The organism is Variovorax paradoxus (assembly GCF_009498455.1).
Classification (GTDB): Bacteria; Pseudomonadota; Gammaproteobacteria; order Burkholderiales; family Burkholderiaceae_C; genus Variovorax; species Variovorax paradoxus_H.
Map to the genome: position 1 here is coordinate 7219703 of NZ_CP045644.1, position 13783 is coordinate 7233485.

14 protein-coding genes are annotated in these 13783 nt (G+C 68.8%); 12 read left to right on the forward strand and 2 right to left on the reverse strand.

The features are described 5' to 3' along the window. The first annotated feature begins 1 nt into the window (after window position 1). Genes GFK26_RS33600 through GFK26_RS33610 form a run of 3 tightly spaced genes read left to right on the forward strand, consistent with a single transcriptional unit; the run spans window position 2 to window position 4330 of the window. The gene (locus GFK26_RS33600; protein ID WP_153285773.1) at window positions 2-1009 is read left to right on the forward strand and encodes a sn-glycerol-3-phosphate import ATP-binding protein UgpC; all 1008 of its coding nucleotides are present in this window, start codon (window positions 2-4) and stop codon (window positions 1007-1009) included. Window positions 1010-1012: 3 nt separating this feature from the next. Further along, the gene (gene ugpQ, locus GFK26_RS33605) at window positions 1013-1759 is read left to right on the forward strand and encodes a glycerophosphodiester phosphodiesterase (protein ID WP_153285774.1); all 747 of its coding nucleotides are present in this window, start codon (window positions 1013-1015) and stop codon (window positions 1757-1759) included. Window positions 1760-1810: 51 nt separating this feature from the next. Next, entirely contained in the window at window positions 1811-4330 is a 2520-nt protein-coding gene (locus tag GFK26_RS33610; RefSeq protein ID WP_153285775.1) for a DUF3772 domain-containing protein, read from the forward strand. A 13-nt stretch (window positions 4331-4343) separates the two neighbouring features. On the opposite strand, the gene GFK26_RS33615 is transcribed toward GFK26_RS33610, so the two are convergent. Beyond that, window positions 4344-4814, reverse strand: coding sequence for an Lrp/AsnC family transcriptional regulator (locus GFK26_RS33615; protein ID WP_153285776.1), 471 nt, complete (start codon window positions 4812-4814; stop codon window positions 4344-4346). Window positions 4815-5061: 247 nt separating this feature from the next. Between GFK26_RS33615 and GFK26_RS33620 the strand changes: the two genes are divergently transcribed. The 4 genes from GFK26_RS33620 to GFK26_RS33635 all read left to right on the forward strand — a co-directional run bounded on the left by GFK26_RS33620 (window position 5062) and on the right by GFK26_RS33635 (window position 8287). Further along, complete coding sequence (locus tag GFK26_RS33620) at window positions 5062-6003, forward strand: ABC transporter substrate-binding protein (protein WP_153285777.1); 942 nt, start codon at window positions 5062-5064, stop codon at window positions 6001-6003. Between the two features lie 78 nt (window positions 6004-6081). Then, window positions 6082-6978: an ABC transporter permease gene (locus GFK26_RS33625; protein WP_153285778.1), complete on the forward strand. Its 897-nt coding sequence runs from the start codon at window positions 6082-6084 to the stop codon at window positions 6976-6978. Then, window positions 6978-7772, forward strand: coding sequence for an ABC transporter ATP-binding protein (locus GFK26_RS33630; protein WP_099792327.1), 795 nt, complete (start codon window positions 6978-6980; stop codon window positions 7770-7772). The genes GFK26_RS33625 and GFK26_RS33630 overlap by 1 nt, the downstream gene beginning before the upstream one ends. After that, window positions 7772-8287: a GNAT family N-acetyltransferase gene (locus GFK26_RS33635; protein WP_153285779.1), complete on the forward strand. Its 516-nt coding sequence runs from the start codon at window positions 7772-7774 to the stop codon at window positions 8285-8287. Before GFK26_RS33630 ends, GFK26_RS33635 begins: the two co-directional genes overlap by 1 nt. Window positions 8288-8294: 7 nt before the next feature. Here GFK26_RS33635 and GFK26_RS33640 read toward each other — a convergent pair whose 3' ends face one another. Further along, window positions 8295-8573 (reverse strand): hypothetical protein, encoded by a 279-nt coding sequence (locus GFK26_RS33640; protein ID WP_153285780.1) that lies wholly within the window; start codon window positions 8571-8573, stop codon window positions 8295-8297. Between the two features lie 110 nt (window positions 8574-8683). Here GFK26_RS33640 and hemA point away from each other — a divergent pair, with 110 nt between their 5' ends. From hemA to GFK26_RS33665, 5 genes are all read left to right on the forward strand, one after another. Continuing rightward, window positions 8684-9955 carry a glutamyl-tRNA reductase gene (gene hemA, locus GFK26_RS33645; protein WP_153285781.1) on the forward strand — a complete coding sequence of 424 codons (1272 nt, stop codon included), beginning with the start codon at window positions 8684-8686 and terminating at the stop codon, window positions 9953-9955. Between the two features lie 105 nt (window positions 9956-10060). Further along, a complete protein-coding gene (gene prfA / locus GFK26_RS33650) occupies window positions 10061-11149 on the forward strand; it encodes a peptide chain release factor 1 (protein ID WP_153285782.1) in 1089 nt (362 codons plus the stop codon). Next, window positions 11149-11997 (forward strand): peptide chain release factor N(5)-glutamine methyltransferase, encoded by an 849-nt coding sequence (prmC, locus tag GFK26_RS33655; protein WP_153285783.1) that lies wholly within the window; start codon window positions 11149-11151, stop codon window positions 11995-11997. Before prfA ends, prmC begins: the two co-directional genes overlap by 1 nt. Window positions 11998-12029: 32 nt before the next feature. Beyond that, window positions 12030-12359, forward strand: coding sequence for a Grx4 family monothiol glutaredoxin (gene grxD, locus GFK26_RS33660; protein WP_056578246.1), 330 nt, complete (start codon window positions 12030-12032; stop codon window positions 12357-12359). Window positions 12360-12457: 98 nt separating this feature from the next. Then, a complete protein-coding gene (locus tag GFK26_RS33665) occupies window positions 12458-13777 on the forward strand; it encodes a hemolysin family protein (protein ID WP_153285784.1) in 1320 nt (439 codons plus the stop codon). Window positions 13778-13783: the final 6 nt, after the last annotated feature.

Consider the following 13783-nt stretch of genomic DNA (forward strand, 5'->3'; position numbering starts at 1 on the left):
TATGGCTGCTCTCTCTCTACGCAACGTCATCAAGCGCTACGGCCACGGGCCGAAAGCCAACCAGGTCATCCACGGCGTGAGCGCCGAGATCGCCGACCATGAATTCATCGTCATCGTCGGCCCCTCGGGCTGCGGCAAGTCGACGCTGCTGCGCATGGTGGCCGGCCTCGAGGAAATCTCGGCCGGCGAAATCTGCATCGGCGGCAAGGTCGTGAACCAGCTCGAACCCTCCGAGCGCGACATCGCCATGGTGTTCCAGAACTACGCGCTGTACCCGCACATGAGCGTGTTCGCGAACATGGCCTACGGCCTGAAGATCGCCAAGGTGCCGAAGGACGAGATCAAGGTGCGCGTCGACAAGGCGGCCAAGATCCTCGAGCTGGGCCACCTGCTGGAGCGCAAGCCGCGCGAACTCTCGGGCGGCCAGCGTCAGCGCGTGGCCATGGGCCGCGCCATCGTGCGCCAGCCGCGCGTGTTCCTGTTCGACGAACCGCTGTCGAACCTCGACGCCAAGCTGCGTGCGCAGACCCGCCTCGAAATCCAGAAGCTGCACCGCGAACTCGGTATCACCTCGCTGTTCGTCACGCACGACCAGGTCGAGGCCATGACGCTCGCGCAGCGCATCATCGTGATGAACGGCGGCGTGATGGACCAGTTCGCGACGCCCGAAGAGGTGTACTCGCGCCCGGCCACCACGTTCGTCGCGAGCTTCATCGGCTCGCCGCCGATGAACCTGCTGCGGCACGCACCAGGCGTGCGCCCGGGGCAGATCCTCGGCATCCGCCCCGAGCACATGAAGCTCGACGAAAGCGGCTGGACCGTGCAGGTCGAGCAGGTCGAACTGCTGGGCGCCGAGCGCCTGGTGTACGGCCGCATCGGCGAGGAGCAGATCATCATGCGCACCGACGAAGGCGACCATCCGCCAGTGGCCGGCGACACGGTGAAGATCGCCGCGCGCGAAGACAAGCTGCACTGGTTCGACGCCGGCTCCGGCAAGCGCGCCGACTGAGCGATGGCTGAACGCAGCCCCTGGCCCTATCCCCGCTGGGTCGCGCACCGCGGCGCCGGCAAGCTGGCGCCTGAAAACACGCTCGCCGCCTTCCGCTTCGGCGCATCGCACGGCTACCGCATGTTCGAGTGCGATGCCAAGCTCAGCGCCGACGGCGTGGTCTTTTTGATGCACGACGCCACGCTCGACCGCACCACCAACGGCCACGGCATCGGTGGCCAGCAGGCGTGGGGCGCGCTGTCGCAGCTCGACGCCGGCGGCTGGCATTCGCGCGCCTTCGCGGGCGAGCCGCTGCCCACGCTGGAGAACCTGGCGCGCTTCTGCCGCGCCAACGCCCTGCTGCTGAACATCGAGATCAAGCCCACGCCCGGCACCGAACGCGAGACCGGCGAGGTGGTGGCACGCGAAGCCGCGCGCCTCTGGCAAGGTGCGGCCGTGCCGCCGCTGCTCACCTCGTTCCAGATCGACGCACTGAAGGGCGCCCAGGCCGTGCAACCCGAGCTGCCGCGCGGCCTGCTGCTCGACACGCTCTGGAACGGCTGGCTCGACACCGCACTGAACCTGGGTTGCCAGGCCATCGTCTGCAACCACGCACTGTGGGACACCGCCACCGTGGCGCAGGTGCATGGCGCGGGCCTGCGCTCGCTGAGCTACACGGTGAACGACGACTGGGCCGCGCAGCGGCTCATCGACCTGGGCACCGACGGCATCATCACCGACCGCGTCGACCTGTTCAGTCCCGCGGGCTGAGGCTGCATTTCTTACCCGTTCTTACGTCATGGCGGCTTCTATGATGCGGCCATGAATCGGACCTCTCGCCTCGCGGGCCTGCGCCTTCCCGCCCTCCTGGCCGCGTTGACCGTGTGGGCCCTGCTGATGTGCGGCAGCGCCCTCGCGCAGCCCGACGCCAGCATGAACGCCGGCAACGGCAACCCCAACAACAGCGCCAACACCGCGGCCGCCGCCGCAGCCCCGCCACCCACCATTGCAGAGCTGCGCGCGCAGTTCGCGCGCATCGCGCCGACGGGCAAGGCCAACGCCAGTGTCGTTCCGGGCGCCGAAGACGACGACGCCCGCAAGCAGCTCGCGCAGATCAACGAAATCGGCGTGCAGGCCGACAAGTTCGTGTCCGCCCGCGCCAGCGAACTGGCCGACCTGAACGCACGGCTCGGCGAACTCGGCAACCCGCCCGCGGCCGGCGCCACCGAAGACCCCAACATCACGCGCCAGCGCGCGCAGCTGACCAAGGAGCGCAATGCGCTCGACGCGGACATCCGCCTGGCCCGGCTGCTGGCGATCGACGTGCGCCAGCGCGGCACCGACGTGGTGTCGCAACGGCGCCAGCAGTTCGAAGCCGAGCTCACCAGCCGCGCCGCCTCGCCGCTCGGCGGCGAGTTCTGGGACGACCTGCGCGAGGCCTGGCCCGACGACCTGGCCCGGCTGCAGGCGATCGGGTCGGCGCTCGGCGACGGTTTCGATCAGGCGCTGCAGCCCGAAAGCCGCACGCCGGTGATCGCCGCCTTCATCGGTGCGCTGCTGCTCGCGTGGCTCGGTGTGTGGGCCGCCGAGCGCGGGCTGACACGGCTGGCCACGCGCGTGCTGCCGGCCGGGCGGCTGCGCCGCTCGCTGCTGGTGATCGCCATCGTCGCCACGCACGTGCTGCTGGTCGCCGTGGCCGCGCACGGCGTCGTCGAAGTGCTCAAGGCCCACGCGATGTGGGACGCGCAGGCGCGCAAGGCGCTTCAATCGGCAGCGCAGACGCTGACCTTCATGGCCTTCATCGTCGGCCTGGGGCGCGGGCTGCTGGCCACGGGCCGGCCGTCGTGGCGCCTGCCGGCCATTCCCGACCTCACGGCGCAGCGCCTGTCGGCATTGCCGTGGCTGGTGGCGCTGGTGGCCGCGCTGGCGTGGACGCCCGCCGAGATCAACGCGCTCATCGACGCCAGCTTTGCCGCCGTGGTGACCACGCACGTAGCGACGGCGCTGCTGCTCACCGCGCTGGTCGGCACCGTCGTGTACCGCCTGAAGGCGCTGCGCGCCGACGCGCCCGACGCCGGCCTGCCGGAACGGCCGATGTGGGTCGGGGTGCTGGTGGCGCTGATCGTGGTGCTGGTGATCGCGATCTGGGTGCTGGTGGCCTTCGGCTATGTGGCGCTGGCGAGCTTCCTGGCTTCGCAGCTCACCTGGAGCGGCATCGTCGCGGCGGCCTTCTACGTGCTGTTCAAGTTTGCCGACGACCTGTTCATGGCCGTGGTGTCCTCGCGCAGCGCTTCAGGCCAGCGGCTGCAGAAGAGCTTCGGCCTCGCGCCGCAGACGCTCGACCAGGCGGCCACGGTGCTCTCGGGCCTGAGCCGCGTGGCGCTGTTCTTCTACATGCTGGTGGCGCTGGCCGCGCCGCTGGGCACGGGCCCGGGCGAGGTGTTCCAGCGCGGCGGCAAGCTCGGCACCGGCGTGAAGGTGGGCGAGTTCCAGCTGGTGCCGGGCGCGATCCTCAGCGCCGTGGCAGTGGCGGTGATCGGCTTCATCGTGCTGCGGGTGTTCAAGCGCTGGCTCTCGCGCAGCTACCTGCCGAGCACCCAGTTCGAGCCCGGCATGCAAAGCTCGATCACCACGCTGCTGGGCTACGTGGGCGGCATCCTGGTGGTGGCGTTCTCGCTGTCGGCGCTGGGCATCGGCATCGAGCGCATCGCGTGGGTGGCGAGCGCGCTGTCGGTGGGCATCGGTTTCGGCCTGCAGGCCATCGTGCAGAACTTCATTTCGGGGCTGATCCTGCTGGCCGAGCAGCCGGTGAAGGTGGGCGACTGGGTGGTGCTGGGCACCACCGAGGGCGACGTGCGGCGCATCAACGTGCGCGCCACCGAGATCCAGCTGGGCGACCGCTCGACGCTGATCGTGCCCAACTCGGAGTTCATCACCAAGACCGTGCGCAACATGACGCTGGCCAACGCCGAGGGCCGCGTGCTGATCCGCCTGCCGATGCCGCTGACCACCGACGCGCAGCGCGTGCGCGACCTGATCCTCGAGGCGTGCCGCGCGCACGAAGGCGTGCTGGAAACGCCGGCGCCTTCGCTCACGCTCGAAGGCATCGAGAACGGGCTGCTGATCTTCCAGGCCATCGCCTACGTGCCGAGCCCCCGGCTGGCGGGCGGCGTGCGCAGCGACCTGCTGTTCACGATCCTCGATGCGCTCAAGCAGGCCGACCTGCCGCTGGCCACGCCCACGACGCTGGTGATGGCCGCGGCCGCGCCGGTGCTGCCCGCCGAGCCGTCGCCGGCGCCGGCCACACCAGCGTCTCCTTTGCCGGGCACCACCAGCACCTGAAGCGCCCGCCGCCTTATTCGAGCGGCAGCGCGCCCGTGCACTTGATCTCGTTCAGGCACACGCTGGAGCGCACAGCCGACACGCCCGGCATGTGCATCAGCGTGTGCATCAAGAACTGCGACAACGCCTCCAGGTCGCGCGCGACCACCTTGAGCACGTAGTCGAAGTCGCCGGTCACCGAGTAGCACTCCAGGATCTGCCGCATGTCGGCGATCAGGTCCTGGAACTTGGGCAGCTCGTCGACGTGGCCGCGCGCCATCGTGACGTGGATGAAGGCGATCACGCCCAGCCCGATGTGGCGCGCATTCAGCCGCGCGGCGTAACCGCTGATCAGCCCCAGTTCTTCGAGCCGCCGGTGGCGCCGCAGGCACTGCGCGGGCGACAGCTGGGCCACCTCAGCCAGGTCCAGGTTGGACGCACGGCCGTGCGCCTGGAGGTGCTCCAGAATCCGCCGGTCGGTGCGGTCGAGTTCGATGATCTGCAATTTCGTCTCCCTATATGCATGATTGATGCAATTATGTTTCTTAAAGCGGGGAAAGCCCGAGGGGTTCATGCACCTTAATTGTGCAAAGTACGATCTAGACTTCGACGCGCCCGGACGGCGTTGCACCCATCCGGGCCGCTGGATGGCGCCCCAGGCTTTGCCCGCGGCTTCGAACGCACCCACACCCCTTTCCCCTCCCGGAGACCCTTACGTGAAAAACGCTTTGCTTCGCACCCCCTTCAGCGCCATGGCCCTGGCCCTCGGCGTGCTCGCCGCCGCACCGGCGCTGGCCGCCGACAAGTCGGTCGCCGTGACCGCCATCGTCGAGCACCCGGCGCTGGACGCCGTGCGCGACGGCGTGAAGGAAGAGCTGAAGGCCGCCGGCTACGAAGCGGGCAAGAACCTGAAGTTCAGCTACCAGAGCGCGCAGGGCAACGTGGGCACCGCCGCCCAGATCGCCCGCAAGTACGTGGGCGATGCGCCCGACGTGATCGTCGCCATCGCCACGCCGTCGGCGCAGGCGACCGTGGCCGCCACCAAGACGATTCCCGTCGTGTACTCGGCCATCACCGACCCGGTGGCCGCCAAGCTGGTGAAGAACTGGGAGCCCTCGGGCACCAACGTGACGGGCGTGTCCGACCTGTCGCCGCTCGAGAAGCACATCGACCTGATCAAGAAGGTCGTGCCGAACGCCAAGCGCATCGGCGTGATCTACAGCCCCGGCGAAGCCAACTCGGTGGCCATCGTCACAGCGCTGAAGAAAGCCGCTGCCGACGCCGGCATGACCGTGGTCGAAGCCGCCGCCGCGCGCACCGTCGACGTGCCCACCGCCGCCCAGAGCCTGGTCGGCAAGGCCGACGTGATCTACACGCCCACCGACAACAACGTGGTCTCGGCCTTCGAGGGCATCGTGAAGGTGGCGCAGCAGGCCAAGCTGCCCGTGGTGGCCGCCGACACCGCCACCGTCGAGCGCGGCGCCGTGGCCGCACTGGGCCTGAACTACACCGACATCGGCCGCCAGACCGGCAAGATCGTGGTGCGCATCCTCAAGGGCGAGAAGCCCGGCGCCATCGCATCGCAGACCAGCACCAACTTCGAGCTGGTGGTGAACCCCAGCGCGGCCAAGCTGCAGGGCGTGACCCTGTCGGACGCGCTGCTGAAGTCGGCGAAGGTCGTCAGCACCAAGTAAAAGCCGCCCCGGCGGGCCTTCCGCTCCCGGCGCAGGCCGGGCGCCGGGGCCCGCCGACTGCGCTCCCCGGAAGCCCCCATGTCCCTCATTGCTTCGCTGGGCGCCATCGAGATCGGTCTGATTTTCGGACTGGTCGCGCTGGGCGTCTTCATGTCGTTTCGCATCATCAACTTTCCCGACCTCACGGTGGACGGCAGCTTTCCGCTGGGCGCCGCCGTGGCCGCGACGCTCATCGTCGCGGGCTGGAACCCCGCCGCCGCCACGGCCGTCGCCTGCGTGGCCGGTGCCGCCTCGGGCTGGCTCACGGCCTGGCTCAACGTCAAGCTGAAGATCATGCAGCTGCTCGCGAGCATCCTGGTGATGATCGCGCTGTACTCCATCAACCTGCGCGTGATGGGCAAGCCCAACGTGGCGCTCATCACCGAACCCACGGTGTTCAGCATGGTCAGCTTCGGCGGCATGCCCGAGCAGTGGGCCAAGCCGCTGTTGCTGCTGATCATCGTGATCGCCGCGAAGATCCTGGTCGACATGTTCTTCGCCTCCGAAGCCGGCCTGGCGATGCGCGCCACCGGCGGCAACGCGCGCATGGCGCGTGCGCAGGGCATCTCGACCGACTTCCACACGATGGCAGGCCTGGCGCTTTCCAACGCGCTGGTGGCGCTGGCCGGTGCGCTGTTCGCGCAGAGCCAGGGCACGGCCGACATCTCGATGGGCGTGGGCACGATCGTGATCGGCCTGGCCGCCGTGATCATCGGCGAGACCCTGCTGCCCGCGCGCAGCATGGTCATCACCACGCTGGCCTGCGTGCTGGGTGCGCTGCTGTATCGCTTCTTCATCGCGATGGCGCTCAACACCGACTTCATGGGCCTGCAGGCGCAAGACCTGAACCTCGTCACCGCCGTTCTCGTGGCGTTCGCGCTGCTGGTGCCCGCCTACAAGCGCAAGCTGGGCGGACTCTTCAAGGGGAAGAACTGATGCTGCGCGCGCAACAACTCGAAATCACCTTCAACCCCGGCACGCCGATCGAAAACCGCGTGCTGCGTGGCCTGAGCCTGGACATTCCCACCGGCCAGTTCGTCACCGTGATCGGCTCGAACGGCGCGGGCAAGTCGACCTTTCTGAACGCGATCAGCGGCGACCTGATGGTCGACAAGGGCCGCCTCGAAATCGACGGCAAGGACGTGACCCGCCTGAACGCCTGGCAGCGCTCGGGCATGGTGGCGCGCGTGTTCCAGGACCCGATGGCCGGCACCTGCGAGGCGCTGACCATCGAGGAAAACATGGCGCTGGCGTGGAAGCGCGGCGAGCGCAGGGGCTTCGGCTTCTCGCTCAATCGCAACCTGCGCGAACTGTTCCGCGAGAAGCTGTCGATCCTGAAGCTGGGCCTCGAAAACCGGCTGGCCGACCGCATCGGCCTGCTCTCGGGCGGCCAGCGCCAGGCCGTGAGCCTGCTGATGGCGTCGCTGCGGCCCTCGCGCATCCTGCTGCTCGACGAGCACACGGCCGCGCTCGACCCGAAGACCGCCGCCTTCGTGCTGGAGCTGACCGCCAAGATCGTCGAAGGCAGCCAGCTCACCGCGATGATGGTCACGCACAGCATGCGCCAGGCGCTGGACTACGGTTCGCGCACCGTGATGCTGCACGAAGGCCAGGTGATCCTCGACGTGGCCGGCGACCAGCGCTCGGGCCTGGACGTGCCCGACCTGCTGCGCATGTTCGAGCAGACGCGCGGCGAGAAGCTGGACGACGACAAGCTGCTGCTCGCCTGATGGACGCAGCGCCTTCTCTTCTCGTGCGCGACATGCGCGCGGACGATCTCGAGGCCGTGCTGGCGATCCAGCTCGCCTGCTACGGCGCGGGGTTCGTGGAGGACGGCGTGCTCATCGCGCGGCGGCTGGCCACCTCGCCGCACACCGGCTGGGTGGCCGAGCACGGCGGCGCCGTGCGGGCCTACCTGGCGGCCTACCCCTCGCAGCGCGGCAAGCTCACGCCGTTGCATGGCGACTTCGAGGTCGCGCCCGCCGCCGACGCGCTCTATCTGCACGACCTGGCGGTGCACCCCGAGGCCTCGGGGCTCGGCCTGGGGCCGCGCCTCGTGCGCCACGCCTGGGCCCACGCGCTGCGTGCGGGCTGGCGGCATTCGACGCTGGTGTCGGTGCAAGCATCGGTCGGGTTCTGGGAGCGCCAGGGGTATGCGGCCACGGCGCCGGCCGGCGACGAGCAGCAGGCCCGGCTGGCGACCTACCCCGGGCACTCGGTCTACATGGCCCGCCGGCTCGACTGACGTCGGCTCAGCGGCCCCAGCCGCGCATCACGAGCCACTGCACGGTGCCGCAGACCGCCGCCAGCGCGGCATAGGTGGCCATCGAGCCGTCGCGGCCCGTGACGATCAGGCCGGCCAGCGAGGTCAGCAGGCCGGCCCCGAAGGTGATCGCCCATTGCATCCACCAGCGCGGAATGCCGGTGCGCGGGCCGCCAAGAAAGCGCCCCACGGCCACGAGCACCCAGGCGATGAAAGCCGCGGGTGCCGCAAAATTAAGCAGGTGATTGAAGAGGTCCAGCAGGTCCATGAGGGGCCGTGAGTGGGCGCGAGGCCATGTGGCGGCGCATATGGCGGTCATAGGGAAAGCCATTTGCCCCTCGGCAAACCTCGCCCGGCTGCTGATTTTATAATCATGGAATGTCAGTCTGGGCTCTCGGCTTGAACCACACGACCGCGCCGCTCGATCTGCGCGGTCGTTTCGCGTTCGCGCTCGATCAGATCGCCCCGACGCTGCACAGTTTGCGCAGTTCTTTTGGCAGCAGCAGCCACCCGCAAGTCGAGGCCGCGATCATCTCGACCTGCAACCGCACCGAGATCTATTGCGCCTCCGAGCACATCGCGCTCGACCACACCTTCGGCTGGCTGGCCCAGAGCGGCGGCGTGGCCCCCGCCCTGCTGCGCTCGCACGCCTACACCCTGCACGACGACGAAGCCGCGCGCCATGCCTTCCGCGTGGCCAGCGGCCTCGACTCCATGGTCCTCGGCGAGGCCCAGATCCTCGGCCAGATGAAGGACGCCGTGCGCGCGGCCGAAACCGCCGGCGCGCTCGGCAGCACGCTCAACCAGCTGTTCCAGCGCTCGTTCGCGGTCGCCAAAGAAGTGCGCACCGCCACCGAAATCGGCGCCCACTCGATCAGCATGGCCGCCGCCGCCGTGCGCCTGGCCGGCCAGCTGTTCGAAGACCTGCGCACCACGCGCGTGCTGTTCGTCGGCGCGGGCGAAATGATCGACCTCGCGGCCACGCACTTCGCGGCCAAGGAACCCAAGGCCATCGCCATCGCCAACCGCACGCTGGAGCGCGGCGAAAAGCTGGCGTCGCGCTTCGGCGGCGAAGCCATGCGGCTGGCCGACCTGCCGGCGCGGCTGGCCGAGTTCGACATCGTCATCAGCTGCACCGCGAGCACGCTGCCGATCATTGGCCTGGGCGCCGTGGAGCGCGCGCTCAAGGCACGCAAGCACCGCCCGATGTTCATGGTCGACCTGGCCGTGCCGCGCGACATCGAACCCGAAGTGAAGGCCCTCGAAGACATCTACCTGTACACCGTGGACGACCTCGCCCAGGTGGTGCAGCAGGGCCAGGCCAACCGCCAGGCGGCCGTGGCGCAGGCCGAGGTCATCATCGACGCCGGCGTGCAGAGCTTCATGCACTGGCTGGGCCAGCGCGGCACCGTGCCGCTGATCCAGCAGCTCAACGCGCAGGCCGACGAATGGCGCGCCGCCGAAATGGCCCGCGCGCGCAAGCTGCTCGCCAAGGGCGAATCGGTCGAGGTCGTGCTCGAAGCCATGTCGCGCGGGCTCACGCAGAAGATGATGCACGGCGCCATGGCCGAACTGCACGCGGGCGATGCCGCCTCGCGCGAACAGACGGCGCAGACGCTCTCGCGCCTGTTCCTGCGCAAAGAGCGTTAGCGACGACGCTCGTTGATGGCCCGCCTGCCGCGCGGGCTGTGCTTTTCATGCGCCCTGCCGCTGCACTGCGGCGTCCCCCTCCCCATTTTTCGAGTCCCTTCCGTCGTGAAATCCTTTCTGCGCCACCAACTCGAACGCTATGTCCAACGCCTGGGCGAGCTCGACTTCCTGCTCTCGCGCGAAGACATCATGAGCGACATGGCGCAGTACCGCACCATCTCGCGCGAGCACGCCGAGGTCACGCAGATCGCCGGCCGCTACGAGCGCTTCAAGCAGCGCGAGGCCGACATCGCGGGCGCAATAGAAATGCTCGACGACCCCGACATGGCCGAGATGGCAGCGGAAGAAATCGCCGGTGCCGAGGCCGAGCTGGTGCAGCTCGAAGACGAGCTGCAGCGCCTGCTGCTGCCCAAGGACCCGGACGACGCACGCAACGCCTTCATGGAAATCCGCGCCGGCACGGGCGGCGACGAATCGGCGCTGTTCGCGGGCGATCTGCTGCGCATGTACACGCGCTACTGCGAGCGCGTGGGCCTGCGCTGCGAGGTGGTGAGCGAGAGCGCGAGCGAACTCGGCGGCTACAAGGAAGTGGTGATCCGCATCGTCGGTGACGAAGTCTTCGGCAAGCTGCGCTTCGAATCGGGCGGCCACCGCGTGCAGCGCGTGCCGGCCACCGAAACCCAGGGCCGCATCCACACCAGCGCCTGCACCGTCGCCGTGCTGGCTGAGCCCGACGAAACCGTGGCGGTGCAGATCAACCCGGCCGACCTGCGCATCGACACCTACCGTGCGAGCGGCGCCGGCGGCCAGCACATCAACAAGACCGATTCAGCCGTGCGCATCACGCACATCCCGACCGGCATCGTGGCCGAGTGCCAGGACGACCGCAGCCAGCACCGCAACAAGGCCAAGGCGCTGCAGGTGCTGTCGGCCCGCATCCAGGAAAAAGACCGCAGCGAGCGCGCCGCCAAGGACGCCGCCATGCGCAAGGGCCTGATCGGCAGCGGCGACCGCTCGGACCGCATCCGCACCTACAACTTCCCGCAGGGTCGGCTCACCGATCACCGCATCAATCTCACGCTCTACAAGCTGCTCGCCATCATGGAAGGCGACCTGGGTGACGTGCTCGAGGCGCTGCGCGCCGCGCGTGAAGCCGAGCAGCTGGCCGAACTCGAATCGAGCCTGCCCGCGTGATGACCGACGCCACCGCACCGTCCACCGTGGCGCAGGCGCTGGCCGCGGCCGTGGCCCTGGGCATCGACCGACTCGACGCCCAGTTGCTGCTGCTGCACGCGCTGGGCCGCCCCGTGAACGACCGCGCCTGGCTGCTCGCACACGACACCGATCCGTTTCCCGGCGAGGCCTGGCCTGCGTTCGCGGCCCGGCTGTCGCGCCGCACGGCGGGCGAGCCGGTCGCCTACCTGCTGGGCGAGAAGGAATTCCACGGCCTGCAGCTGCAGGTCGATGCCCGCGTGCTGGTGCCGCGCCCCGACACCGAAACGTTGGTCGAGTGGGCCCTCGCCTGCCTCGATGGTCGCCCGGCCCCGCGCGTGCTCGACCTCGGCACGGGCAGCGGCGCGATCGCGCTGGCGCTGCAGCATGCACGGCCCGACGCGCAGGTCGACGCGGTCGACGCCAGCGCCGACGCGCTCGCGGTGGCCCGGGCCAACGCGCAGCGCCTGGGCCTGCCGGTGCGCTTCACCGAATCGAGCTGGCTCGACGGCGCCGCCGACGGCTACGCGGTCATCGCCAGCAACCCGCCGTACATCGCCGCCGGCGATCCGCACCTGCCCGCGCTGCGCCATGAGCCGACCCGCGCGCTGGTGGCGGGCGCCGACGGCCTCGACGACATCCGCCAGATCGTGCGCGACGCGCCCGCCCACCTCGCCGACGGCGGCTGGCTGCTGCTGGAACACGGCCACGACCAGGCCGAGGCGGTGCGCCAGCTGCTGGCCGCGCGCGGCTTTGCCGAAGTGCAAAGCCGCGACGACCTTGCCGGCATCGCCCGCTGCTCCGGCGGCATCTGGCGCACGGTGAAATAATCCCCCCAGCCCACTTTTCTTCAGGAGTCCCCATGTCCGACGCTCAACAACGCATCGACGACCTCGTCAAATCCAACGAACTCGTGCTCTTCATGAAGGGCAACGCCAGCTTCCCGATGTGCGGCTTCTCGGGCCGCGCCATCCAGATCCTCAAGGCCGTGGGGGTCGACACCAAGGCGCTCAAGACCGTCAACGTGCTCGAAGACGACGGCATCCGCCAGGGCATCAAGGAATACAGCAACTGGCCCACCATCCCCCAGCTCTACGTGAAGGGTGAGTTCGTGGGCGGCTCGGACATCATGATGGAGATGTACGAGTCGGGCGAGCTGCAGCAGGTGATCGGCGGCGGCGCGTCCGCCTGAGCCCCGCGCTTTCTCTTTCTGTTTGACGGGCGCCGCGCCTCGCGCGCGCCCGAACCCGGTGCCAGTCATGGCACCATGGCGGTCTACAACGTGCCGCCATGACTCTCACCCAAAGCCTGCTCATCATCGCGCTGCTGATCGCGATGAGCGCCTTCTTCTCCCTCGCCGAAATCTGCCTGGCCGCCTCGCGCCGCCTGCGTCTGCGCCAGATGGCCGACGAGGGCGACCCGCGCGCGGAAAAGGTGCTGCGCGTGCAGGAGCAGCCGGGCCACTATTTCACCGTGGTGCAGATCGGCCTGAACGCCGTGGCGATCCTCGGCGGCGTGGTCGGCGAAGGCTCGCTGAGCCCGTATTTCGCGCGCTTCTTCGAGAACTGGCTGAGCGTGGAGGTCGCGGCCAACATCGCCTTCCTGTGCTCGTTCGTGATCGTGATCGCGGTGTTCCTGGTGTTCGCCGACCTGTTCCCCAAGCGCCTGGGCATGAGCGCGCCCGAGCGGCTTGCCGTGCGCATCGTCGGGCCGATGCTGCTGCTGATCACCGCCTTCAAGCCGCTGGTGTGGTTCTTCACGCGCGCGACCGATTTGCTGTTCAAGGTGCTCGGCATGCCGATGGCGCGCGACGACAAGATCACCTCGGCCGACATCCTTGCCATGACCGAGGCCGGCGCGCAGGCCGGCGTGCTGGCGGCGCGCGAGCAGCAGGTGATTGCCAACGTGTTCGAGCTCGACACGCGCCTCGTCAGCAGCGTGATGACGGCGCGCGAAAGCATCGCCTGGTTTTTGCACGACGACCCCGAGTCGGTGCTGCGCGCGCGCATCGTGGCCGAGCCGTTTTCGGCCTACCCGGTGTGCGACGGCGACATCGACCACGTGCTGGGTTACGTGGATGCCAAGGACATGTTCCAGCGCGTGCTCAGCGGCCAGCCGCTGGCCTTCGACCAGGGCCTGACGCTGCACAAGGCGCTGGTGATTCCCGACCGGTTGTCGCTCACCGAAGTGCTCGAGCAGTTCCAGCAGGCGCGCGAAGACTTCGCGATCATCGTCAACGAATACAGCCTGGTGGTCGGCGTGATCACGCTCAACGACGTGATGAGCACGGTGATGGGCGACCTGGTGTCGACGTCGACGCCCGAAGAAGAACAGATCGTGAAGCGCGACGAGAACTCGTGGCTGATCGACGGCATCACGCCCATCCAGGACGTGCAGCGCGCTCTGCACATCGACGAGCTGCCGCATGCCGAGGAATATGAAACGCTGGCCGGCTTCCTCATGGTGATGCTGCGCCGCGTGCCCAAGCGCACGGACAGCGTGACCTGGGGCGGCTACACCTTCGAGGTGATGGACGTCGACAGCTACCGCATCGACCAGGTGATGGTGACCAGGGGATCGGCCACCGCCAAGGCCGTGGTCGCCGACTGAGCGATT